The sequence below is a fragment of the Halosolutus halophilus genome (genome assembly GCF_022869805.1).
In the GTDB taxonomy this organism is placed as follows: Archaea; Halobacteriota; Halobacteria; order Halobacteriales; family Natrialbaceae; genus Halosolutus; species Halosolutus halophilus.
On sequence record NZ_CP094974.1, the window covers coordinates 2,448,437 to 2,473,246 of the forward strand.

At 59.3% G+C, this 24,810-nt stretch carries 19 protein-coding genes; 9 read left to right on the forward strand and 10 right to left on the reverse strand.

Annotated elements, in window-relative coordinates; genetic code table 11:
- Window positions 1–50: 50 nt before the first annotated feature.
- Both MUG98_RS12085 and MUG98_RS12090 read right to left on the reverse strand, forming a co-directional pair.
- Window positions 51–680 (reverse strand): hypothetical protein, encoded by a 630-nt coding sequence (locus tag MUG98_RS12085; RefSeq protein WP_265112358.1) that lies wholly within the window; start codon window positions 678–680, stop codon window positions 51–53.
- Window positions 681–1,010: 330 nt separating this feature from the next.
- Window positions 1,011–1,376: a hypothetical protein gene (locus MUG98_RS12090; protein WP_265112359.1), complete on the reverse strand. Its 366-nt coding sequence runs from the start codon at window positions 1,374–1,376 to the stop codon at window positions 1,011–1,013.
- A 1,117-nt stretch (window positions 1,377–2,493) separates the two neighbouring features.
- On the opposite strand from MUG98_RS12090, the gene MUG98_RS12095 reads away from it, so the two are divergent.
- From MUG98_RS12095 to MUG98_RS12105, 3 genes are all read left to right on the forward strand, one after another.
- Window positions 2,494–3,678 (forward strand): sugar phosphate nucleotidyltransferase, encoded by a 1,185-nt coding sequence (locus MUG98_RS12095; RefSeq protein ID WP_265112360.1) that lies wholly within the window; start codon window positions 2,494–2,496, stop codon window positions 3,676–3,678.
- Window positions 3,678–5,474, forward strand: coding sequence for a glutamine--fructose-6-phosphate transaminase (isomerizing) (gene glmS / locus MUG98_RS12100; protein ID WP_265112361.1), 1,797 nt, complete (start codon window positions 3,678–3,680; stop codon window positions 5,472–5,474). The genes MUG98_RS12095 and glmS overlap by 1 nt, the downstream gene beginning before the upstream one ends.
- A 285-nt stretch (window positions 5,475–5,759) precedes the next feature.
- Window positions 5,760–7,571, forward strand: a complete 1,812-nt coding sequence (locus MUG98_RS12105) for an ABC transporter ATP-binding protein (protein WP_265112362.1) — start codon at window positions 5,760–5,762, stop codon at window positions 7,569–7,571.
- Window positions 7,572–7,586: 15 nt separating this feature from the next.
- On the opposite strand, the gene MUG98_RS12110 is transcribed toward MUG98_RS12105, so the two are convergent.
- The 4 genes from MUG98_RS12110 to MUG98_RS12125 all read right to left on the reverse strand — a co-directional run bounded on the left by MUG98_RS12110 (window position 7,587) and on the right by MUG98_RS12125 (window position 12,553).
- Window positions 7,587–8,543, reverse strand: a complete 957-nt coding sequence (locus tag MUG98_RS12110; RefSeq protein WP_265112363.1) for an NAD-dependent epimerase/dehydratase family protein — start codon at window positions 8,541–8,543, stop codon at window positions 7,587–7,589.
- 64 nt (window positions 8,544–8,607) lie between these two features.
- Window positions 8,608–9,549 (reverse strand): glycosyltransferase family 2 protein, encoded by a 942-nt coding sequence (locus tag MUG98_RS12115; protein WP_265112364.1) that lies wholly within the window; start codon window positions 9,547–9,549, stop codon window positions 8,608–8,610.
- A 380-nt stretch (window positions 9,550–9,929) separates the two neighbouring features.
- Window positions 9,930–11,081 carry a glycosyltransferase family 4 protein gene (locus tag MUG98_RS12120; protein ID WP_265112365.1) on the reverse strand — a complete coding sequence of 384 codons (1,152 nt, stop codon included), beginning with the start codon at window positions 11,079–11,081 and terminating at the stop codon, window positions 9,930–9,932.
- 38 nt (window positions 11,082–11,119) lie between these two features.
- Window positions 11,120–12,553 carry a sugar transferase gene (locus MUG98_RS12125; protein WP_265112366.1) on the reverse strand — a complete coding sequence of 478 codons (1,434 nt, stop codon included), beginning with the start codon at window positions 12,551–12,553 and terminating at the stop codon, window positions 11,120–11,122.
- A gap of 342 nt (window positions 12,554–12,895) precedes the next feature.
- On the opposite strand from MUG98_RS12125, the gene MUG98_RS12130 reads away from it, so the two are divergent.
- Window positions 12,896–13,825 carry an NAD-dependent epimerase/dehydratase family protein gene (locus MUG98_RS12130; protein ID WP_265112367.1) on the forward strand — a complete coding sequence of 310 codons (930 nt, stop codon included), beginning with the start codon at window positions 12,896–12,898 and terminating at the stop codon, window positions 13,823–13,825.
- Window positions 13,826–13,923: 98 nt separating this feature from the next.
- Here MUG98_RS12130 and MUG98_RS12135 read toward each other — a convergent pair whose 3' ends face one another.
- The gene (locus MUG98_RS12135; RefSeq protein ID WP_265112368.1) at window positions 13,924–16,353 is read right to left on the reverse strand and encodes an MFS transporter; all 2,430 of its coding nucleotides are present in this window, start codon (window positions 16,351–16,353) and stop codon (window positions 13,924–13,926) included.
- 384 nt (window positions 16,354–16,737) lie between these two features.
- Window positions 16,738–17,652: a glycosyltransferase family 2 protein gene (locus MUG98_RS12140; protein WP_265112369.1), complete on the reverse strand. Its 915-nt coding sequence runs from the start codon at window positions 17,650–17,652 to the stop codon at window positions 16,738–16,740.
- Window positions 17,653–18,271: 619 nt separating this feature from the next.
- On the opposite strand from MUG98_RS12140, the gene MUG98_RS12145 reads away from it, so the two are divergent.
- A complete protein-coding gene (locus tag MUG98_RS12145; protein WP_265112370.1) occupies window positions 18,272–18,574 on the forward strand; it encodes a hypothetical protein in 303 nt (100 codons plus the stop codon).
- Window positions 18,575–18,582: 8 nt separating this feature from the next.
- Here MUG98_RS12145 and MUG98_RS12150 read toward each other — a convergent pair whose 3' ends face one another.
- The gene (locus tag MUG98_RS12150; protein WP_265112371.1) at window positions 18,583–19,431 is read right to left on the reverse strand and encodes an FkbM family methyltransferase; all 849 of its coding nucleotides are present in this window, start codon (window positions 19,429–19,431) and stop codon (window positions 18,583–18,585) included.
- Window positions 19,432–19,897: 466 nt separating this feature from the next.
- Between MUG98_RS12150 and MUG98_RS12155 the strand changes: the two genes are divergently transcribed.
- Window positions 19,898–20,641: a polysaccharide deacetylase family protein gene (locus MUG98_RS12155; protein ID WP_265112372.1), complete on the forward strand. Its 744-nt coding sequence runs from the start codon at window positions 19,898–19,900 to the stop codon at window positions 20,639–20,641.
- Window positions 20,642–20,794: 153 nt separating this feature from the next.
- On the opposite strand, the gene MUG98_RS12160 is transcribed toward MUG98_RS12155, so the two are convergent.
- Window positions 20,795–21,457, reverse strand: coding sequence for a hypothetical protein (locus MUG98_RS12160; RefSeq protein WP_265112373.1), 663 nt, complete (start codon window positions 21,455–21,457; stop codon window positions 20,795–20,797).
- Between the two features lie 626 nt (window positions 21,458–22,083).
- Between MUG98_RS12160 and MUG98_RS12165 the strand changes: the two genes are divergently transcribed.
- The 3 genes from MUG98_RS12165 (at window position 22,084) to MUG98_RS12175 (ending at window position 24,799) form a co-directional block, all read left to right on the forward strand.
- On the forward strand, window positions 22,084–22,782 hold the full coding sequence (locus tag MUG98_RS12165; RefSeq protein WP_265112374.1) for an FkbM family methyltransferase: 699 nt from the start codon (window positions 22,084–22,086) through the stop codon (window positions 22,780–22,782).
- A 164-nt stretch (window positions 22,783–22,946) separates the two neighbouring features.
- The gene (locus MUG98_RS12170) at window positions 22,947–23,891 is read left to right on the forward strand and encodes a glycosyltransferase family 2 protein (protein ID WP_265112375.1); all 945 of its coding nucleotides are present in this window, start codon (window positions 22,947–22,949) and stop codon (window positions 23,889–23,891) included.
- Window positions 23,888–24,799: a glycosyltransferase family 2 protein gene (locus MUG98_RS12175; RefSeq protein WP_265112376.1), complete on the forward strand. Its 912-nt coding sequence runs from the start codon at window positions 23,888–23,890 to the stop codon at window positions 24,797–24,799. Before MUG98_RS12170 ends, MUG98_RS12175 begins: the two co-directional genes overlap by 4 nt.
- Window positions 24,800–24,810 lie beyond the last annotated feature (11 nt).

Below are 24,810 nucleotides of genomic sequence, written 5' to 3' on the forward strand. Positions count from 1 at the left end.
TCACGGGAATGGTCACTGTCCGGGTGACGAACCGGTTTCGAGCAACTGATTCAGTCGTCCTCCCTCTCGTCGTCGATCGAGATCGACGTTCCAGACGAGACGGTGGTCGACTGGGAGATACTCACGTTCGCGCCAGCTTCGCCCGGTTCCCCAGCCTCGCCAGCCTCACCCACGCCACCCGCTTCGCCCGACTCTCCGGCCTCGCCCGCGGCCGTGACGATCGCCGTCGACGTCGATTGCGTCCCGTCCTCGGAGACCGTCGTGACGGAAAGCGAAACGTCGTCATCGGCGTCGACCAGGACCTCGATATCCGTCTCACCGGTGTCGGGATCAGTCGAGTGGATCACCGCTCCCCACGGGAACGTCTCCGTCTCGGCGTCTCGATCGGCGTCGGTCACTTCGTCGGGGCGATCGTGGGTCGCGTCGGATGCCGCCATCGCCGAGATCGAGACGTCGCCCTCGCCTTCGACGGTCACTTCGACGTGCGTTTCATCGGTTTCGGAATCGGTTTCGTGGGTTACCGTTCCCCAGTCGAATTCGGTGGTCTCCATCGTTGATGCTGTATTCTCGGTCGCGTCGCTCGGGGACTCGTCGGGTGTTGCAGTCACCAGCGCGCCCGCGACGACGCCCGTCGTCACTACAATCCCGATCGCGAGTGCGATCGCGGTTCGGTGGTCCATATTCGTTGCCTCAACCGGAGAGCCATCGTCCGTCCCCAGTCGGGCCGACAGTCGTTGGGTTCGGCTATTAATCGGTGAAACCGTTTCGTCAGTAGTCGGCTACTAGCCGATCGAGAGAACCGACTGAAACCGATAGAAGGCGTCTATTGAGCGCGGAACGTACATAACTCAAGAGTTCACGCTACGTGTGGTACCAAACTCGCAGGCGTCGTCGATAGTCACAATAGCGATGTGACTCGGATCTACCTGTGCGATGCGTCCGCCGAAAAAATCAGTCGATTACCGCGTGGCCAGCACCTGTGATTAGTCAGAATTCGTCGCTCATTCCGTCTAGGTCGCGAACGGCCTCAGGTCAATGTCGACACCATCGCCGCCGTCACCGCCGTCACCGCCGATGGCAACTGCCTCAGCATTGGCGTTGTTCACCTGCGTATTGTCCTGATCTTGCACCACGACGCTACTGCTGTACTTCCAGGAACTCGATTGGGCAACGCCTACCTGTTCGTTGTTGTTCTCCTGGTTTATTGTCTGCGAAACGGTCGCATCGCCGCCATCTCCTCCGTCACCGCCGTCGATGTCGATATCGATTCCGTCTTGGTTGTTATTTGCCTGTGCTGCTGCCGATCCTGCGAACCCGATAAACATGAGGCCACCGAGCATCGCTACCGTCAGCGTGATTGCGATTGTACGTTTCATTGTTCTCGTAGGCCACGCATCACACGCAGGACGGAAGACGACCTAATCATCACGTGAATTGATACGTTCACGCTTTCCCCTGCACTTTCGCTGTGACGCGTTGGCCGGTCGAATCTCATCACAGGTCGTCACTTATACCCAGAGAACGGTTTCGGAGGAATTACCAGATTACAGGAGCGAACGATCCATCCTCGACTGTTCTGAATGAATATCCACTTTCTGTGGCTGTCGTTTCATCGCCGTTAGAACGACGCTATCTACCACGCTGAAGGCCGTCTTGCTGGTTCGACTTCGCTGCCCCGTCCCCGAAATATCGACTAGTAGGTGCGTGTATGATAGACAACAGCTGGTGAGAGTCCAGAAACGATGGTGAAACTGTCCCGCTTTTTGTTATTTCGCCGATCGACTGCAAACTACTCACAGTCGATAAGAGGCCACCCTCGACTAGCACTTCGTCATCGCGGACGAACCAGTGAGCGCGAGGTCACATTCGAGCGGACGAGGGCCAGAATCGACGACTGGGACGACACGGGACGGACGACGCGGACCGGATGGACGATACAGACGGGACAGCGAGAACTCACGAATCGGGCTCAGAAACGAACGCCAGTCACCGGCGGGGGCGTCCCGCGACGGAGATCGGTGCCGTCCCGAACGTGCTGGCACGATCGAACAGGCCTGTCTCGAGATCGACACTCTGGAACACTGAACAGTTTCTGACACAGTTCGCGAGTGAAACATAGAGAAACGGTCGGAAACGAGGTGATAAGCGGCGATCAGGGCACGTCCGACCGTCTTTGGGCGGGTTCGATCGCGACGAACGGGCAGTCCAGTTCCACGATCTCGACCCGCCAATCTGGGGGACGGTGTACCGATCGGATGGGGTCGAAGTCTAACGAGTGAACCGGGACCGATAGGGATCAATCCTGTACATTTGGCTACCGATCACATTCGCCGACGATGAAAGAAACGGGTCGTAGAGTCGTGAATTTATTGAGACGAAGAGCACTGATTTCCGCCGGTGAGTTTCACCGACGACGAACCTCGTAGATATATCTACAGTTTCTGCGTGACACTATCGGTGCCAGGTAAGACGTGCTTCTCGTCGAAGGAAGATATGATCGGGAACACGGCAATCGTTCTGGCTGCCGGAGAAGGAACACGGTTGCGGCCACTAACGCGGAATCGGCCGAAGCCGATGCTTCCGGCGGCGACGAAACCGATCCTCACGCACGTCTTCGACCAGCTCGTCGACGCGGGGATCGACGATATCGTCGTTGTCGTCGGCTACCAGCGTGAACGCGTCCAGTCACATTTCGGCCCGTCGTACCGGAACGTCCCGCTTACGTACGTGACGCAGGAGTCCCAGCTCGGGACGGGCCACGCCCTGTTAGCGGCCGAGTCCGCTGTGGACGGTACATGTCTGGTAATCAACGGCGATCAAATCGTCGACAGTCGAATCGTGCGTGACGTCGCCGACGCACACGGGACGGACGCGGCTGCGACGGTCGCCCTGTTACAGCGATCGACCGTCGACCAATACGGCGGCGTCCGCACCAACGACGGGAACGTGACGAGTATCGTCGAGAATCCACGTGACGATCGCGACTACCATCTCAACGCCGGTGTCTACGTCCTCGAGCCAGCGGCGTTCGACGCCGTTCGCGAGACGGAGCCGACCGCGGGCGAGCACTCACTCGTCGACGGATTGTCGACTCTTATCGAGCGAGGGGCTACCGTTAGCGGCGTCGTCTCCGAGGGTGTCTGGCTCGACGCGACCTACCCATGGGACCTGCTCGAGGTTTCCTTCGAGTTGTTCGACGCCGGCGTGGTCGACGGCGAGCGGTTGACGAACGGACTCGACGACGCCACCGTACATGAGTCCGCAGTGATCCGTCAGCCGGTCGTCGTCGGCCGCGACTGCGTCGTCGAACCGGGAGCCGTCGTCGGTCCGTACGCCTGTCTCGGCGAGAACGCGACCGTCGAATCGAACGCGCTCGTCGAACGGAGCATCATCGACACCGACACGCGGATCGGGGCCAACGCGACGGCGATCGATTGTGTTACCGGAACCGGCGTTACGATCGGAGCGGGATCGACGATTCCCGGTGGCCCAGGCGACGTTCGCGTCGAGGATCGAATCTTCGAGGGCGAAGCCCTCGGCGCGCTACTGGCCGATCGGGTCACCGATCGCGGCGGGGTCACGTACGCTCCCGGATCCATCGTCGGACCCGACGCCGACATCGAGTCGGGGACCGCGATCAGCGGAACGATCGCGGCAGACACGGGGGTGCGGTCCTGATGTGTGGGATCGTTGGATACGCGGGGGAGCAAACGAGCAAGGACGTCCTCGATGTGCTTCTAGACGGACTCTCGGGACTCGAGTACCGGGGGTACGACTCGGCGGGTGTCGCAGTCGCGAACTCGTCACTCGACGTCTACAAACGAGAAGGAGACCTGTCCACGCTCGAAGAGTCGCTTCCGGAGCAGCCCCCCAACGGATTCGCCGGGATCGGTCACACGCGGTGGAGTACGCACGGCCCGCCGTCAGACGCGAACGCACATCCACATACCGACTGTGACGATCGGATAGCCGTCGCTCACAACGGGATCATCGACAACGATCAGGAACTCCGTGACGCGCTCGAAGCCGACGGCCACGTGTTCGAGAGCGAGACCGACACCGAGGTGATCCCGCACCTCGTCGAATCGGCGATCGATCAGGGTGCCGACGTCGAAACGGCGTTTCGCCGCGCGATCGATCGATTGGAGGGAAGTTACGCCGTTATCGCGGTCCGCTCCGGAAGCGAAGCGCTTTACGCTGCACGCCATCACTCACCGCTGATCATCGGCATCGATGGTGATGACTACTACCTGGCGAGCGACGTTTCGGCGTTTCTCGGATACACCGAGGACGTCATCTATCTCGAAGACGGACAGTTCGCGACGGTGCGGCCGGCGGGCGTCGAAGTGACCGACGAACGGGGTGCACTGGTCGAGACGTCGGTCGAGACCGTCGACTGGGACCCTGAAGACGCGGGGAAAAGCGGTTACGATCATTACATGCTCAAGGAGATTCACGAGCAGCCCCACGCACTGCGCGAGTGTCTCCGCGGCCGGCCGCAGGGACTGGAAAATGCCGTGTTGCTCGAGGCGGTTGCGGACGTCACAGAACCGAAACGCGTCCACTTCGTGGCCTGCGGGACGTCGTATCACGCGTCCCTCTACGGCGCTCGACTCGTTCGCGAGCGGGGGATTCCGGCGACCGCTTTCCTGGCGAGCGAGTACGACAGCGACGTGATCCCGATCGACGGCGACACGCTGGTCGTCGGCGTGACCCAGAGCGGCGAGACGGCCGACACCATGAGCGCGCTCCGGGACGCGAACGGCGCCGGCGGGACGACGCTCACGGTGACGAACGTCGTCGGGAGTTCTGCCGCCCGCGAGAGCGATCACGTGATGTACATTCGTGCCGGCCCGGAGATCGGCGTTGCTGCGACGAAAACCTTCGCCTCGCAGCAAATCGCGCTGGCGATGCTCTCGAGCGCACTCACCGACGATTGCTCTCAGGAGTTCGTTGATGCACTGCGGGCGCTCCCGGATCAGGTACAGTCGGTGCTGGACGATTCGCGCGCGCGAGCGATCGCCGGCGAGTACGTGGATTCGGATGCGTACTTTTTCATCGGTCGTGGCTACTGCGCCCCGGTGGCGCGGGAGGGTGCGCTGAAGATGAAAGAGATAACATACAAACATGCTGAAGGGTTCCCCGCAGGCGAGTTGAAACACGGCCCACTGGCGCTGGTCACTGACCGAACGCCGGTCTTCGCCGTGGTCAATCGAGAGTCGAACCCGGAGAAGATGATCGGAAACGTCAAAGAAGTCGAATCCCGGGGCGCTCCGGTGATCGCGGTGACGGACACGCCCGAAGCGGTCAGGAACCACGCCGATCACGTGTTGGGGGTGCCCGACACGCATTGGCGGTTCACGCCGGTTCTGGCGAACGTGCAACTGCAACTCGCGTCGTACTGGGTCGCGAATCGACTCGGCAGATCGATCGACAAGCCGCGGAATCTGGCGAAGAGCGTGACAGTCGAGTAACGGGGTACTGCCGTACAGTTCTGGCGGAGCGTCGCTGGCCGTCGAGGAACGATCGATCGATTCTGAGCGGCGGATATTCTCATCGTCTGAATCTATCCGGACGAATACGATCGGGATAACGGAGACATTGAGGTATTACACCGAGAGATATGGACGTGCGGCGCTCGCCTGGATCCCTCCCACACGGCTAAGGCGTACATTTCCCGACTCGAACGGACGACGTGACTTTACGCTGGGCCCTGATACACGTCGAGAGACTATCGTGGTCGGTTCACTCCATCTACCATGTCAGAGACAGATACGTCCGACTCCGGCCCGACGTGGCGCGACAAGGGACGCGCCCTGTATCGCGTTGCGACGTTTCGACCCAGACTCGCCGTCGCAGTGATCGCGTTGAGCGTCGTTGCGGCGTTGCTCGAGGGAGTTGGGTTGAGTTTCATCATGCCGATCGTTGAGGTCGCCCAGACCGACGCACCGGCCGAAGAAGCCGACGGGCTACTGGAGACGTTTCTGACGATCTACGGGACGCTGGGGATTCCTTTCACACTCGGATATTTGGTGGTCGGCGTCGCGGCCGTGATGACGGTTCGGTTCACCGCGTCGTTTCTCGTCGGATGGTTACGGGCTGCGATCGAGACGAAGTACGTGAGACACCTGCAAGAAACGGCGTTCGACAACGCGCTCGAGGCGGACGTTTCCTACTTCGATCGAGAAGGATCCGACGATATTTTGAACGCGATCGTCACGCAGGCAGAATACGCGGGAGGCGTGATCACGCACGCATTGCTGGTTATCGAACAAGCGTTGCTCGCTAGCATATATCTTGCTATCGCACTCTATCTTGCTCCGCTCTTGACGGTGATCGCTGCGATGTTTCTTGGCGGCATGACGATCCTGTTCAAGTACGTGCTCGATACCGGCTATTCTCTCGGAGACAGGGTGGCTGACGCCAAAGAAGGGATTCAGTCTCGAGCACAGGCGGGGACCCAGGGCGTGAGAGCGGTAAAGCTCTTCGGGATGGTCGACGACCTTCGAAATGGCTTTAGCGAATCGGCGGAGAAGTTCGAAGAGAACTCTATCACGGTCGAGCGGAACGACTCTGCGATCACGAACTATTACCAGCTCACGACCGCCGTGTCCGTGTTCGGCCTGATCTACCTCGCGTTAACGTTCTCGTCGTTGAACCTCGCCGAACTCGGTGTCTTCCTGTTCGCAGTGTTCAAGCTCGGCCCGAAGATCAGCAGCCTGAACAAGTACCTGTATCGTGTCGATAGCCAACTCCCGCATCTCGTTCGAACGCAAGAATTCATCGACGAACTCGAACGAAACCGCGAGCCGTCCGTCGCGTCCCGGCCGGTGCCGACTTCGGTCGATCGAATCGAGTTCGACGACGTCCGGTTCAGCTACGATTCGAGCGACGAGACGGTACTTCACGACGTCTCGTTTCGGTTCGATCGGGACGAGTTCGTCGCGTTCGTCGGCCCGTCCGGCGCGGGGAAGTCGACGGTCGCGTCGTTGCTCGCCAGAATGTACGAACCCGATCGTGGTAACGTTCGAGCCAACGACGTTCCGATCGACGAGTTCGATATTCGGGAGTGGCGCTCTCGAGTGAGTGTCGTCAGACAGAACCCGCACATCTTCAACGACACACTTCGGTATAACGTGACCGTCGGAAAACGGGACGCGCCACAGGCGGAAATCGAACGAGTCTGTGAAATCGCACAGGTAACCGAGTTTCTTCCCGAGTTGCCTGACGGATACGATACCGTACTCGGCGATCAAGGGGTGAAGCTATCCGGCGGCCAACAACAGCGAGTTGCGATCGCTCGTGCGCTGTTGAAAGAGGCAGACCTGCTGATACTGGACGAAGCGACGAGCGATCTGGACACGGCCCTCGAACAGCGAGTTCACGACGGGATCGAATCGATGGACCGAGACTACGCGATGCTGGTAATTGCCCACCGGCTCTCGACGGTAACCAACGCCGATCGGATTTACACGATGGAAGACGGAAAAATCGTAGAGTCCGGACCCCACGAGGATTTGCTGTCGAACTCGAGTACGTACTCGTCGCTGTACTCGTTGCAGTCCGATTAACGATCGGGATCAGGATCAGGTGTCTGTCGAACCGACCGGGATCCGACCGAGCACGGACGGACGCTCGAGGTACCACTCGACCGTTTCTTCGATTCCGTTCGAGAACGTGAACCGCGGTTCGTAATCGACAACCCGTCTCGCTCGTTCGATATCTGCGACGTACCGACTCACTTCGCCCGTTCTCGTCGACTCCACGGTAACGTCAGAATCGTTCGGCGTCAACTCGTTCACTCGCTCGGCGAGTTTGATCAGGGACGTCCCTCGTCCGGACGCAATATTTAGCGTTAAGTTCGCTACTTTGTGATGCTGATCGATAATTCTGTACAGCCCATCGACGCAGTCGTCGATGTACGTGAAATCGAGCACCTTGTTCGCCCCGTAGACGGTCAGATCGAGTTCCTCGTGACATCGAGCGATAAACAACGGGACAACTCGATCCGAAGTATCGTATCGCCCGTAGACGTTCGAAAAACGGACGATCGTCGTCGTCATATCGTAACACTGGTTGTACGCGGTGACCATCGACTCGCCGCCGATTTTGCTCGCCGTGTACGGGCTTTCACTCGTGTCGGCGTACGTCGCCGATTCGTCGTAAACGACCCGACCAGTGTTCCCGTATACTTCCCTCGAACTGGCAAAGAGGAAGTTGGGAACGTCGTTCGCTCGCGCGAATTCGAGGAGATTGAACGTCATAGTCATATTTTCCATCGCGAGTTCTGGACGCTCGACGAGTCGGTGAACGCGTGCGTGCGCTCCAAGATGAACGATCACGTCAACGTCCGACGGCAGCCGCTCGAGATCGCTCTTCTCACGAAGGTCGACCGGTTCCGTTTCGGCGTCGATCTCGTCGGACCAGGAATTGGGCGCGATATCGACCCCGGTTACGTCGTACCCCTCGGACAGTAACCGTTCGACGAGTGCCGTTCCGATCATCCCGCTACTCCCGGTGACGAGAATGGATTCGAAGGTCATGGTTCTGTACCCCGTGCCGAGGTCGTTCGTCGATACGTACGGCGACGTACCGTCTTCGTGAGTCTCATTTGCTTTTCTTCGCGTACGGTGCTTTCAAGCGATCGCTGACCGATTCGTCGATACGATCGAGGATCAATTCGTCCAGGTAGCCTCGTAATCGCCATCGGTAGGGGCTATCGTCTTTCATCACGGCATTTTTGAGTTGTCGCCAAACGGGCGTCCCGAACTCCGGACCGAACAACAGGCGAAAAAGCGAACGATGATACGTCTCGGGGAAATTCTTCCGACGGAATCGAACACTGTTACGTCCGTACCAGTACGACACGCGTTCGCTCTGTTTCCGGGAATCGTTTATGTGGTACACAAGTGCGTGCGGATGGTAGACTATCGTTTCGCCCCGATTCCACAACTTCGCCATCACGTCCGTTTCCTCGAACTGCGGGTGGCCCTCGTACGACGGATCGAAACCACCGATCTCCTCCAGGACGTCAACTTTGAACGACATGTTGGCACCGACGAGCGTGTCCGTTTTGACCGGGGCGGGCGGGATCCACTTGTACGCGATCTGTCTGTGTTCACCGAATCGGTTGAAGTGATTCTGGTTCGTCGACGAGTTGTCGATGTCGTACTGCAACGAAAGTTCGTCGTCCGTGATTGGTGCAGGACCGCCCACGGCGACCGCAGAGTCGTCCCATTCGTATCCGCGTTCGATCCCTTTCAGCCACGATTTTCGCGGGACGACGTCGTCGTCTACGAAACAAATGACGTCCCCGTTCGATACCGCGATCGCGGTGTTTCGACCCCGCTGAAGGGTAGTATCGTCCGATCGTGCGAGGTGGCGGAGGCTGATGGAACGGCGGTCGAACCGCGTCGCGTACGACTCGACGACGGTTCTCGTCTCTTCGTTGGCACCGTTGTTGACGACGATCACCTCGTCAGGGGTGGACTGCTGAAAGGGAAGATGCTCCAGCAAGCGATCGACGCGCCCGGGCCGATCGTACGTCACCACCGCAACCGTCGTAGTTAGTCCGTGCTTGACCATCCATCGACCAATCGAAGGCACTTCGACGACGCCCATAATAATTATTCACGCATCCGAATAATTGAATAAATACTCAATATAAAATGTAAAACAGTGCGATATTTAGCCTCGAATACAGTACACGGAGGCTCGCCTCGTCGATACCGGGTCTCTTGTAATTCCGACCGGGAACGGTCCACTGACGACAGTCGAGAAGAGCGATCGGAAGGTACCGCACAGATCGACGAATCCGCGACGGAATGGCCGCCGAACATCGACGTCGACGCACCGAGTGTTCGCGATACCGATTCCCACGCCGATCTCGACCGACCGACTGAATTCGCCGGGGTTGTCAGACGACTCGATCACGACGAAATGTTCAGAGAGTCGCCTATCACGGCATTCAGACCGGATCGATCGGCGATCTCTCGCAAATACCTGGTCGTTCCGTCGACGGTACGCTGCCAATCGTATCCACCTTTCCGGATCACCGATCGCGGAGAGGTTTCGAGCGTCTCCGTTAATTCGCGTTCGATTGCCATCGCAAACCGGTCCGGTTGTCCTACTTGAACGGTTCGTCCCACGTCCCCGACGAGAGTCGTGATCTGGTCGAGATCGCTCGTGACGACTGGCGTCCCGGTCGCCATCGCCTCTAACACCGTTCGTGGGACGCCCTCGGACCTGCTCGGAAGGACCAGCACGTCCGAACTGCGATACACCTCCGGCATCTCGTCGTAGGGAACCTGCCCGTGAAACCGGACGCTGTCCCGAAGCCCGTGGTCGCGAGCGATCGATTCCAACTCACCTCGAAGCGGTCCGTCGCCACAGAAGTGTAATTCGACGTCCGGGAACGTTTCCCGAACCCGAGCGACAGCACGGAGCGCATCGGTCGGCCGTTTTCCCTCGACAAACCGACCGACGAACAACACCACGGGACCGTCGTGATCGATCGACTCGCTCTCCGGCCCGTCGGGCGTGAATCGGTCCGTATCGATCCCGTTCGAAACGACCTCGATCCGACTCGAGACGCCGAGTTCCCGGATTCGTTCCTTGTCGGTCTCCGTATAGCAGAACACGACGTCGGCCCGGTTGAACGTCCACCTACCGAGCGATCGAAGGTACAGGTCGAACACCCACTCGGGGGCGTTCTGCGAGTAGAGTCCGTGGTTCGTTACTGCGAGCGGAACGTCTCCGATCGCGGTCTTCAGCGCGGCTAGATTCGTCGAGAAGTACAGGTGAGAATGGGCGTGAACGACATCGAACTTCGCCGCATTCGAGAGATACCGAGCAACGCCGGGGCTAATGTCGTTCCCGAGCAATTCGAGCGCCGGATCGTACCGCACTACCGTGTATCCGTCGCGCTCCTCGGCTCGGGGCAAGTTCGGATCGTTTCGGACGGTGAGAACGGTGACGTCATGGCCCATCGCCGCCTGATCGCGGCTCATCGCGTGGACGTGGTACGGTCCGCCACCGTTCACGTCCGGGTGGACTTTCTGGGCGACTCGGAGGATTCGCATCGTCTCTGCTCCGTGCCGCCGATCTCTACTGAATCCTCTCATCGGCACACGACCTCATAGATGTCTTCGAACACCTTCCAGAGTTGTCGAATCACGATCTTGAGGTCGAACCAAATCGACTGCCGCCGGATGTACTCGAGGTCGTAACGGAGCTTCGTGCTCGGATCAGTGCTCTTGGCGTCATTGATCTGTGCCAGTCCGGTCAGTCCTGGTTTGACGAACCACCGCTTGCGCCACGTGGGAGTGTCCTGCTCGACCAACTGTTCCTCGTCGACCCATGCGGCCCGCGGACCGACGACGCTCATTTGTCCAATAAGAATCGACCACAACTGCGGAAGTTCGTCCAGGTGCGTTTTCCGCAACGTGCGACCGACACCGGTGATCCGATCGTTTTCGTGGTCCTCGGTCGGGACTGTAGACTCCTCGTCGGGGGCCATCGTACGGAATTTATACACAACGAATGTATCTCCGAACCCTCTGGTACGCTCTTGGCTGTACAGCACCGGTCCAGAACTGTTAAGCTTGATCGCGACCGCAACGCCGAGTATCAGTGGAGCGAGTAACGTCACCCCGACAAGGGCAAAGATCACGTCGAAGGCACGTTTGAATAAGTGATCGACCGGGTCCCACGGCTCGAGATTCACGTCTACCAGTTCGCTAACCTCGTCCGTCGACACCAGAACATCGTCTGTGTACTCCCGATGCACTTTGGCGTCGACGCCGTGTTCGTGACATGCGTTCAGTGCACCGAAGAACTCCGCACGATCTGCTCGCTGAAACGCTAACACGACGGTGTCGACGTCGTACTTGACGAGCAGGTCTCCGAGCCGCGATAAGCCGCCAATACGAGGGAGTGTGGTCGTGGTTTCCCGGGAGGTGATATCGGCGTCGTCGATGGATATTCCGCCGTCCGAAGCAGGTTCGCCGGACGCACGTTCGTCACCCGCACCGATTGAGGGGGAGAGGAAACCGAGGGTGGACGCCGGGATCGAGGGAGCGATCTGCTCGATCTGTGCCGGATCGTCGCCGACGACCAGCGTCCGTTCGGGGTCGCTGGTTGGCCGACGGCGGATCCAGACGAACCACGGCGGAATCACGACGGCCAACAATCCAATGGTCATCACGAGCGTCGCTCGGGGAAGCCGATACGACCATTCGAAATATCCCAGCGTCGCGAGCGCGAGGCCGCCGACGAGGACGCGCTTTTGCGCGAGAAACACGATATCGAGGACGCGCCGTGGTTGGGGTTTGTACAACGGGACGAGGCTACCCGCGACCGCGAGGACGCTTAATGTGATCGTCCAGTACAGCGATTCACCGCCCAACACGGTCACGTCGAGACGGTTGAACAGTGGCACGTACGTCGTAAACCACCACTGGGCGATCTGGTGGTTTGCGACGAGTACCGCTCCGACGGTTAGCAGAATCGCACCGAGGGTGCTCACTACGCGGTACTTCCATCCCGTTGTCATTCATTGATTGACACACCCGTGAGTAGTATAACACATTTGATGTTTTCTCGTGATGATTTATTCCAGAAACATAATCTTTGCACCATACGATTAAATACCGTCAATTAGTATGTGTCCGCATCATATTATTGGTGACTGCCAACGAGGTCGACGTGGACCGATGAGACTGAATCGAACGCTTTCCGGCTGTTAAGTATGTTTACCCGACTACAGGGAAGCATCGTCTCGAGGTTGGTAATACACATATACTCTCTGTTTCACGAAGTAATCGCGAAATTTGACGACACACTTACAACCGTTTCCCCGTTATGCCTTACCACGTCGCGGTCTACAAGTACGATGATGGAAGAGCCACAGCTCACAGACGCGAGTGTCCTCATCACCGGTGGTGCGGGCTTTATCGGCAGTCGGTTGGCGCACGCACTCGTGGCCGACAACGAGGTCACGATCCTCGATGACTTTTCGAGCGGACGGCCCGATCGGGTCCCCGACGCAGCGGCCGTCGTCGAGAGCGATATCCGCGACCGAAAAGCCATTGCCGAAGCGGTTCGCAACGTAGACGTCGTCTTCCATCAGGCAGCACTCGTCAGCGTAGCCGAATCGGTCAGAGACCCGCTGGTGAGTCACCGTCAAAACGCGACCGGGACGCTCAATCTCCTCGAAGCGGCACGCGAGCAAGATGCTCGCGTCGTGTTCGCCTCAAGTGCCGCAATCTACGGACGTCCCACTCGGATTCCCATTGCCGAGGACGACCCGAAAACACCGACCTCCCCGTACGGACTCGAGAAACTCACGGCCGACCACTACGCTCGCCTCTACAACGAGCTATACGGTCTCGAGACGATTGCATTGCGCTACTTCAATGTCTACGGTTCGGGCCAGCAAACGAACGACTATAGCGGCGTGATCAGCGTTTTCGTCGAGCGTGCCCGCAACGACGACCCCCTGACTATTTTCGGTGACGGTGAGCAGACCCGAGATTTCGTTCACGTCGACGACGTCGTCCAGGCGAACCTCCGGGCCGCGACGACCAAACAGGTCGGAAGAGCGTACAACGTGGGAACGGGAACCCGAGTCACGATCACGGAACTCGCGGAGTCAATCGTCGACGTGACCGACTCCGACAGTGAACTCGTCTACGACGATCCACGCGAAGGTGACGTCCGCCACAGCGAGGCGGACATCACGAAGGCACAGACCGAACTCGGGTACGAGCCGACGGTCATGCTCGAAGCGGGCCTCCGGTCCCTGGCCGAGAACACCGAACGCTAATTCGACGAGTGATCACACCCCTCCAAGATAGGAGCATCCGAGAGAGCCTGTTTCTTCGTGGAGTCGCTCAAGTCGAGTTGCAGCAGCGACCAACCGCGTCAATCCAGTTCCAGCGTCGACCCGTCTTCAACGGCGTCTGTCGAGACGTCGACTTCCTGATCGCCGATCGTATATTCGCTGGGATACGGTACCGTCGCTTCCAGTGTTCCGTCCTCTCCCACAGTCACGTCCTGCTCGTACGTGATCGTCTCGCCCGAGACTGTCACCTCGGTCCCGACCGTCACCGTCTCGCCCGGTTCGCCGGTCGCGGTGATCGTCGCTCCGGGGACCACGGCGAACACCGTCACTTCGTTGTCGATATAGATCGCCTGGTAGTGCTCGAGCGGTTCTCCGTCGTCGCCACCCGTCCCGAGATTATCGTGGAGTTTCGCCTGTGAGATGTTTTCGGGGTACGGCTCATCTACATCGGTCATCACGACGTATCCGACCTGACTCCGTTCGAACTCCTCGTACCAGGCGTCCGGATTGTCGTCGACCTGGAACTCGTAGAAGTGGTTGAAGGCGTACGCGTATCGATCGGCTTCCCCATTGACGAAGTAGTTGTACATGCGGTTGTCCCCCCAGTCGCTCAACACGAAGTTGTCCGGATACTCTCGGTCGACGCCCGTCGCGTGTTCGTCGATGGCCATCGCTGCTTCGAACTCCGCATCGCTGTAGGTCGTTTGCCCGACTAACGACGGGAGGAAGAGCAGACTCATTCCGAAGATCAGCAGTCCGATCCAGACGAGCGCGACGAACGTCTTGACGTTCCTCGGGACGACGATACTGGGTTCGCGTTCCCCACCGTCTGTTGTGGCGGTCTGTGCGTGCGAACTTGCACGTTCGCTCGCGTCTGATCCTCTGAGCGGGACTGGAACTCTGGCTACATTCGCCCACGCCAACAGGTGCACGAAGCCAAGCCCCCCGAGTACAGCGAACGGGAGGGTCAACTGGCCCGCGAAGCGAGCCTGTATTGCTGCCAGCGCGAGCCAGAAGCCACCGTAGACGGAGAGCAGCGTCCAACCGGGCGCATAGCGCCGAGCCGAGGTCCAGCCGGCCCATCCCAGGAACAGAAGCGCGATGTAAAACCAGACTCCGAACTGCGACAGGGGCCCGAGGACGATTGCATGCTCTAACGAGAACAACGACGACGTCTCCACGGCACCTCCCCTAAAAAACAGGTCGCCGGCCCGTTCGGAAAGTCTGGCCCAGTCTTCTGGTCGCAGATATCGGAACGCAACGAGACCGACGCCGGTGAGGCCGCCCTCGAGACCGACGAGTCCCCAGGTGGGCCACTCGAAGCGACGCCACAGCTTTCCGAGTCCGACGACGGCGACGGCACCGACGACCACGAGTACCGGGATCGCTGCAGTGAACACTTCGTGCCACCCCCAGCCGAAGTGCAGGAACGCGGCGAGAGCCGCCCCCAGACTCAACCCGACGAGAACCGGCAGGTTCGCCGACGCTGGCGGGATGCCGGCCCGAACGTCGATCGCGATTTTCAGCCCGACGTACGCTGCAGCGGGAACGAGCAACAGAATCCCACCACCCCAGGCGTGGACCGAGAACGCGACCGCGATACCCAGTGCGACGGCAGCCATCCACGTCCACGACTGTCGAAGGTGCTCGTGGATCGCCGCTTGCACCGTCGATGCACCGTTCCGTCGCCGATCGAGGTCGACGGCCAGCCAGGCGAGCGTCAGCATCGTCACGCCCAGCCAGAAGTACTGGTGCGGTCGATGCTCTAGAAAGCCGATGGTCGAGTATACGGCGTGCAGGGGGGTGATCGCCAGCAATACGACAGACGTGACCCCTACGCGAACGTCGTCGCTGACGATAACGGCGAGCCAGTAGACGATGACGCCAAGCGCGAGCGTCGCGACGACGGGCAACCACGCGGCGACCATGTTCGCTGCCCACTGGTCCCCGCCGAGCAACGTAGCGAAAAGCCAGTTCGCGGCGTGAGTCAGCGGTCTCGTCCCGGCCGCCCCCTCGGGCATGTCGGTTATCACGATTCCACCCTCCGCGAGGAGTTCCTCCAGCCAGTACCGGTAGTGGTACGGATCGTTCGACGGCGAGACGACGTGCTCGCCGCGCATTACTGACGGATAAATCAGCGTTCGCGTCGCGAACAGCACGCCGAGCGCGGCCGCCAACGCCACCGCAGCGCGTCGATCGATGTCGATCAGGATCGAGCGGACGGATCCCGGGCCCGACTCCTCCTCGACCGCGATCGGTTCGCCGGTGAGACCGGCCCGCACCCCCTCTCTACTCGAGATGCGATACTCGCCGTCGACCTTCGTGACGATGCCGCGAGAGACGAGTTCCCCGAACGTTCCGGAATCGAGCGGGAGGACGTCGAAGGTCCAGGTGTCGTGTTCGGCATCGACCTCGAGAAGCGTCTCGATCGCACGCTCCCCGTCGGCGTAGTTCTCACAGAACGAGTCGACCGCGTCTGCGACCGTAGCGGGATCGGTGTCGCCGACCATTACCGGCTCCCCGTTTGGTTCCCGGTTCGGTTCGGATTCCGCCCCGGCCGACGATCGCGACGCGAGCGGATCCGATCGCTACTGCCGGCCGACCTCGGGACCGAGCACTCGATCGAAGAACCGACGTGACGGCGGGTGGTGATCCGGTTCGATCCCCTCGACGGCGCTCGAGAACGCGGTTCGAGAGACGCGTTCGCCGTCCGATCGCCGTCAGCGATCGCTCTCCACGTTACCCGAAGCCGACCGGTCGGATTTCGTGATAGATCTCGAACCCTCATGAACCATCTTTCGGGAGGCGTTCCCGACGAACGATTATTGTTTGCGCCCACCTACACGCTCGGGCCCCGAGTTCAGTTCGCCGTTACCACGGCAGGGCGGTCGGACTCAGTCGCGTCCGCCGTCGCGCCGTCGAACCCGCGCGCTGATAGCGGACGGGACGCCGCTCAGTTGCAGTTTACCCTTTTCGAACAGAAAGCGAGACACGTCCCGCGCCCGCCGGGGATCGGCCATTACGGATTTGCGAAACTCCAACGCCGCGTTCAGGAACTCTCGCCGCCGGACGTGGGATTTGCCGAGAATGTACCGGTACTGTGCACGGTACGAAGCGGGCAACTCGTGGTGGTACGTCTCGAGAAACGTGGTCAACCCCTCGATCTTTTCGGCGTCGTTTCCGGTGAGTTGTCCGTCGTGGCTGTGGTATCTGTACAGCGGTTCGTCGACACCGACCAGGTAGTACTCTCGGAGGAGTTTCACCCAGAACGCGACGTCGTCCATATACGCGATCCGTTCGTCGAAAGTCCCTACGTCCGCGAACACCGACGCACGCACCGTCAACCCACCCGTCCTCGCCTCGGTCTCGATCGACGGTCCGAAGTCGGCGGGCGAAGCCATCACCGGCGTCGCCCCGTGGGTCTCGATGACCTCGCCGTCTCGATAGCGTTCGAGCGCGACGAACGTCCCCGCACACTCGGCGGATTCCGCCCGAAGCGTTTCGATCGATCGCTCCAGAAACGTCGGTTTGAGTTCGTCGTCGGAGTCGAGAAACGAGACGTACTTCCCCTCCGCGGCCCGTATACCGGTGTTTCGAGCGGCCGAGGGACCCCGGTTGGTTTCGTGTGAAACGTATCTGATCCTGTCGTCCGGATACTGATCGACGACGGCGGCGATGTTGTCGGTGGAGCCGTCGTCCACGACGACAATTTCGAACTCCTGAAACGTCTGCTCGCGGACGCTGTCGAGAGTTCGGGGAAGAACGTCGGCCCGGTTGTACGTCGGAACGACAACGCTTGCGGCTATCATACCGATTGTAGACTGGACAGGTGCAAAAACGATGTGACTGGTTAGAACTCGGCACTAACGCTACCGAATGGACACTGTCGACGTCGCTCGTATCGTCACCGGAGCAACCATTATTTCCCGTCGTGTTGACGTGATCAATATCTCGAGATGAAGACCGAACTACAGCGAGCTGTATAAATACCACACCGAAGGGGTCGTGGCGCCGCTCGTAGACGGGTCGTGGTATGCTCGCTCGCGAAACCGAACCGCGCTGTCGGTCTCACAACCGGTTATCTACGAACTTGCAAGAAGGTACTATCGCCGGAAATGGCTGAACAGGGAGATTGGAACTTATCCTCGGCCGCCGGATCCGACGACGCTCATCCGGGTCGCACCCGACCGAATAACGTATCGAACGGCCCGTTCAGAACCGACGACGTACAAGACGTGAGCGATCGGACGAGTCAGGGACGGCGACTGGGATCGAACCGATCGGCAGTTCGACGACAGCGAGATCTATCGTTCCGTGCGACAACGATATCTCCACGACCGGCCGTGGGAGGAAACGCCCGTCGTAACGGAACGGATCCCGCCCTGGGATCTCGACTCTCCGGCCGAGATCCGGCGAAAAGCCGCAGGGATGGACCGGCTCTGGCGATCGTTACGCAACGATGGCTATCAAAGCCAGCGAGAGTTATGGAAGCGAAATCCAGACCGGTTTCGGGAGCAATTTTCCCAACGAAACAAATTTTTTCCCTACTTACTCGTCAACGAGATCACCGCCGATATCGGCCGTAATGGCGAGTTGCTCTTCGTCGATTCGTTTCATCGGCTCTCGATGGCGAAGCTTCTCGACCTGGAGTCGGTGCCCGTATACGTGCTCGTTCGTCACCGGAAGCGGATGACTAATCCCGACAGGGTCGACGGAGACAGCGCCGATTGAGCGGCGATTCAGGCGGATCGCTCCGCGCGAATAAAGTGGCCACTGTCCCACTCCCAGAGGCGGTCGATCTCGAAGCCGCGGTTTCGAAGCCATCCGTAGATTTCGTTCGCCGACGCGTTGGACCCGTAGTAACTATCCGACGTGACCACGTCGAGGTAGACCAGTCGACACTCCGAGATTGCCCGTTCCATCCCCCGCAAAACGCCCATCTCCGCGCCCTCCACGTCGATTTTGAGCACGTCCGGAGCCGGAACGCCTTCCGCCACGAGGTCGTCACCCCTCGCCGTTTCGACCCGGATGCCGTCCGACGCATCGTCGGAGAGATAGCCGAACTCGCCGGCACCCGCCTTTTCGGTTATCTTGAGCGTTCGTTCGTCGCGTTCGGCCATCAGTGCCCGCTCGTGGACGTCCGCCGAGAGCCCGTTCAACCGGAGGTTCTCCTCGATCCGATCGACGTTGTTCGGGTTCGGCTCGACGCCGACGACGCGACCAGTTGGCAGTTTCGCCGCCGCGAAACAGGTGTAGATACCCGCGTTCGCCCCGACGTCCCAGAAGACGTCGTCCGGTTCGAGGTGCGTCAAGATATCGCCGAGGACCGGAAACGACCGGTCAGTTTCGGGATAGCGCTGGAACAGCAGGTACTCGTCGACGTTCGCTATTTTGAACCGAATCGTGAGCCCGTGGACCGTGATCCGCTCTTCGGAGGGAACGAACGGCGCAAGCGCCCGTCGATACGAGTACGAGAACACTTCTCTAATCCCCTGCTTCCGAAGCGGGTCCTTGATCGGCTCCGGCACGTAACCGATCCCATGTCTGAGATTCGAGCGCAGTCCGACGAGTAGCTTCGCAAATTCCATACCCCCACGTGGCCACGGGACTATTTATTTAAATCCAGCATATCGATCGAAGAGCGGCTTCGGCGACGATCGGTGACCGGTAACGGACTCATACCCGAACGATCACGAGCGGCATCCGTCCAGTCACGAGACGATACCGAACCGGTTCGCCGATGATCGTCACTGGACGATGAGCGCGATCGGGAGTTACCGAATTCTCGGAGAGAATAGTCAAGTAGCAGGATCCCGTCGGTGGGCACGGACTGCGCAGCGATGGCCCAACACGTTCGATACGGAGACGCTCGTCCGAACCAACCGGTGTCGCGATCCGCGAAGCCGTCGTCCCGATCGGCCTCCGCTTCCCGAACGACGATCGTGATCGAATCTCGAAATGCGACCGAATCGCGGATCACCTTTGACTTCCGCGTCGCGGCTGAATCCCATCACGCCGAACCTAGCTATTCCTATGGTTCCAAAGCAACGCATCTTGCGCCGGGTTAACGCCCGTTGGAAGTTCGTTCACCGCTTCGCAGACCGCCATCCCGTCGTCCTCCAGTATCACTCGGTGAACGGGACCGGCTGGGACGACATCCCGGATGCGTGGTTTCGAGCACACCTCGAGTGGTTGCAATCGGAGTACGAGATCGTCGATCTCCCCGACGTGATTTCATCGACGGCCGGTAAAGAAATCGCACTCACGTTCGACGACGGATTACAGAGTTTTCACCACACAGTCCTGCCGATCCTTCGAGAGTACGACGCGCCGGCAACGGTCTATCTCATCGGCGAGGCGGTTCTCGATCCCGACGGCGAGTACATGCCGGTCAAATCGGACTACATGACCCGGGATCAGCTGACCGAAATCGTCGACGACTCGCTCGTCACGGTCGGCAATCACACGCGGAGCCATCCGAAGCTCTCGGAGCTCGATCGAGAGGCGATCGAAGCCGAAATCGTCGAGGGAAAGGAGATCATCGAGTCTGAACTCGGCGTCGGGGTCGATCGGTTCTGTTACCCGTTCAACGATTACGACGCGACGGCGGTCGACGTCGCCCGAAGACACCACGCCACGGCCGTTACTAGCGGCGGCGATCAACAGCTAATCACGGCCGAGACCGATCCGCACCGGATTCCGCGGACGAGAGGCGAAAAGACGCCGGAAGTCGTTCGGTGGCTCGTACCCGATTTTTCAACTCAACTCGTCGGCGGATACCGTCGATTCTTCGGGTAGGAGGAGGTGCCCTGTAGAGACATCTAAGTCCGACACACCGCTGGCCGCTCGGATACGCGTTCGAACTTTCACCGGCGTCTATCTGAGCGGAGAGCGATCCGCGTGATTATTCAGGAGATGTCGTACGTCCGGGTGGTCTACGTTGCAAATCGATCAGCGGCTGAAACCCGCCGTCGAGACGTTGTATATCTCGTCGCGTATCTCTTGCCACCTCTCGTGGCGGACCACGATCCGCACCGGGATTTCGTCGAGGTCAAGTACTTTTGCAATACTTAGCCGATGCCACCCGTTCCCACGGAATATCAGTTGACAGTCGCGTCCGATATTGATACAAACGTCGTCCAGAAACGTATCTAAATCGTCAGACGGTGAACCCATCAGTTCTCGCTTAGGTACACCCTTTTTTTGGACGGAGTCGTACGACCGATCGATTCTGTTGCAGTACTCCCGTACCTCGTCCACCGCCGTGCATCCTTTCACAGACCCCCGATCAGAAACGATTTCTTTATACTTGTTTAAGAGGTATTTCTCCTCCCACGGCACTCCCCTCTTGAAATGATGGCAAATCGCCATATGCGTGGGAGAGTCCGAAAATTCATGCGTTTTTTCGTCCCAGTCACCGCCGTAAACGGCTCCAGCGTCGGTGTATTTGCTAAAGACCGTTTTGTACGACCGTATCGCATCCGGATCGACGTATACGAGTCCGAAGGGATCGATTGGCGCGTCGTACCCAAAGTTCACTAGCTTCAGGATCTGTTTCTGCTTGAACCTATAATCATCAACGTCGTCGATCAGAGTCGGGAGGAGAGCCCGCACACCACATACCCGTTCGAACGTATGGCTTCATCGGGGAAAGTCAATTGATCAAGAAATGTCACCGAGACCCATAACATTTCACTCATGGTATTGCGAATGTCGGTCGTGAAATCAGCGCACCGCGGAGGTAAGTTAGAATACCGCCGACCAGGGTACGATTGACCGCGTTCCGCAGGCGTGACGGCGAAATAACTCGGGAATGAATCACGATCCCTTGGTCAAGACTACCGTCACCAAGACGCTCATATAGCCCTCGAAGGGGGGCGCACGAGGTGGTAAACGTCAATTTCGGGCGCGATAATGACAGGAACGTCAGTTGCGATCGCACACTTCTCCTCTGAAGCAAATCGCACCGAATAGTACGGAATAACCTGATTTTTGCTATCGCATCGTCAATGTAGGATCCGGATAACATAATCGATAGAGGGATGAGCGAGCGTATGAACGTCGTGGACCTCGTTAGCGCACTGGTCCCGAAACTCAAAAATAGTGTTCAATATGTTCCGGAACCGGTCAAGTCGCCACTTCGCCTGCTTGGCGTGAAATCGGCGCTGTCGGACGCTTATCGGTGGATACTCAGTCCGTTTTTTCCGATAGAACAACATATTACCGCCCATGGACTCACGATGCGGTTCAAAATCGAGGACGTGGAGGAATACTTCGTCTTTCAAAAGTACCCCGAGAAGGACGAGTCGTTCCCCGTCCACGGGGATATCTTGACACACCTGGGACCGAACGACGTCTTCTGGGACGTCGGGGCCAACGTCGGCATCTACACCTGTTTCGCGGCGGCGAAACTCCAGTCGGGCCACGTCGTTAGCGTCGAACCAAATCCAAACAACGTCGATCGGATCGAGGAGAACCTGCAGTTGAACGGGCTTTCGGCGGACGTCCACGAACGGGCACTGATGGCAGAAAACGACGAAGGCGTACTACAGATCTACGAGGACGCGGAGGCCGGGGCATTCGGGTTCCTCTCCGAGGACGGGTCCTCGGTCGAGAGCGAGTCGTTGACGATCGATCCGACCGAGAGTGTTCGCGTCGAAACCACGACCGGAGACGCGCTCGTCGACGACGGCGTCCCCGCCCCGGACGTGCTCAAAATCGACGTTGAGGGTGCGGAACTGGAGGTCCTGAAAGGGATGGAACGGACGGTCGAGGAGGACGTCCGGGTACTCTACATCGACGTGATCACGTCGGACGAATTTTACGACCGGACCGTGGCACCGGACGAGGTGTACGACTGGCTGGACCGGCACGGGTTCGAAACCGAACGGCTGTGGGACTGGGACGGCGGGCACTTCATCCGCTGTGAGCGGACCTGATCGCGCCGGGACGGAGGTATCCACGCTCTCACGGTATGGGCGCTGGGGGGACCGAGGAGACGAGTCAAACCAACGAACTGCACAGAACCAGTCACACAAGGATATTTTGCCCCCGCAGTAGCGCGCATATAACAATGCGATTTCCCTCCAACGTCCACCGGTGAATGGCTCGCGTCAGCGTGATTACTCCCTCGTATAACGACGCTCAATCCGTTTCTCGAGCGATAAACAGCGTCCTTGGTCAGACGTACGACGACTACGAACACGTCGTCGTCGACGACGCATCTACGGACGATACGTCTCGAATTCTCGACCAGTACGACGATCCGCGGATCAAACGGGTAAAACGGGAAACGAACGGGGGACTGGCCGCTGCTCGAAACGACGGGCTTCGAGTCGCGAAGGGGGAGTACGTCGTCTTCCTCGACGCTGACGACGAATTACTCCCGCACACGATCGAAACCCTGATCGAACTCGTCGAAGCCGGCGACTGGATCGCGGTGTGTCCGTCGCAGTTGTGGATCTGGAAAGACGGAACGACGGAGGTAGACCCCGCCCCACCTCGCAAAATTACGACGGAGGACATGCGGACCGATGGAATGCACGTAGTTGGCGGAGTCGGGGGAATGATGGTCGAATCTCGAGCGCTCGAAGCCGCTGGATGGTTCGACGAACGACTCCGGTATCTTGAGGATTACGACGTCTGTCTCCGACTCGTCGAGGAGGGGGCGCTGTACGGAACGGACGAAATACTGTACCTGTATCACCGAGGGTACGAGGGCCAGTTGACCACGCACAAAGACGAGTACCTGAGCCAGAGACGCAAGTTTTTGAAGAAGAATCGAGAGCGACTCTCGAAACGACACCGGTCGAAACACTACTACCGGATCGCACACTCACACGCGGAGGCCGGTAACATGGACGGAGCAGCGAGAAACCTCGTCGACGCGATCGCTGCGCACCCGTTCCGGCTGCCGTACTACTACTATCTGGTCGCCGTGCTGTTCGGCGAGTGGACGTACGACGCGGCGTCGAAACTCCACGAGGAGACTAGGCGACGGGTCGGCTCGACACTCCCACAGACCCGTCTCGGGAAACGCGAGTCATGAGTACCGTTAGCGTCGTCACCCCCACGTACAACCACGCGGATCTGCTGCCTCGAGCGATCGAAAGCGTCCGCGATCAGACGTACGACGATATCGAACACGTCGTGGTCGACGACGCGTCGACCGACGACACGGCCGAGGTGATGGCCAGTTACGACGATCGGGTCCGATACATCAGGAAAGAAGAAAACGGCGGGCTCAGCGAGACGCGGAACGTCGGAATCAGAAACGCGAGCAGCGACCGAATCGTCTTTCTTGACGCGGACGACGAACTCGAGCCGAACGCGGTCGAGGTGCTCGTCGACACCATCGATCGGGGCGAGTTCGTCGGCGTGATCCCCTCGAAAACGAAGGTCGAAGCTGACGGGAGCGTCAGATACAAAACCCTGCAAGCCGCCGTCGTGACGGCCGAGGATCTCCGCGAAGAGAACGTTCTCGGGGGTATCGGTGGCGGTATTTTCGAACGCGACGCTCTGGAGGCCGTCGGACTCTTCGATCCGGACCTTAGACACAGCGAAGATTACGACCTGTATCTCCGCCTCGCCGAGCGGTTCCCGTTGTACGCCCTCGATCGGCCGCTCTACGTCCACTACACCGGCATCGAAGAACAACTCACGTCGGAACGGGGCCACTACGAGCACAGGGACAGTATCAGACGGTTCCTCGACAAACACGAAGATCGCATGTCGGCGTACCGTCTCGCCGAACGCCACTACAACCTGGCCCACATCTGTGCCCGACGGAACGATACCGAGGAAGCGATCGAGGAGTTCCGGCGCGCGATCGCAGCCTTTCCGTTCCGACCTCCATACTACTACTACCTCATCGCGACGATGGCTGGGAGGAGACGGTACGACGCGGCACGAACGGTCCACGAAAGCGCCAGAGAGTTGGCCTCGAAACTCACCTGAAAACCGCGCAG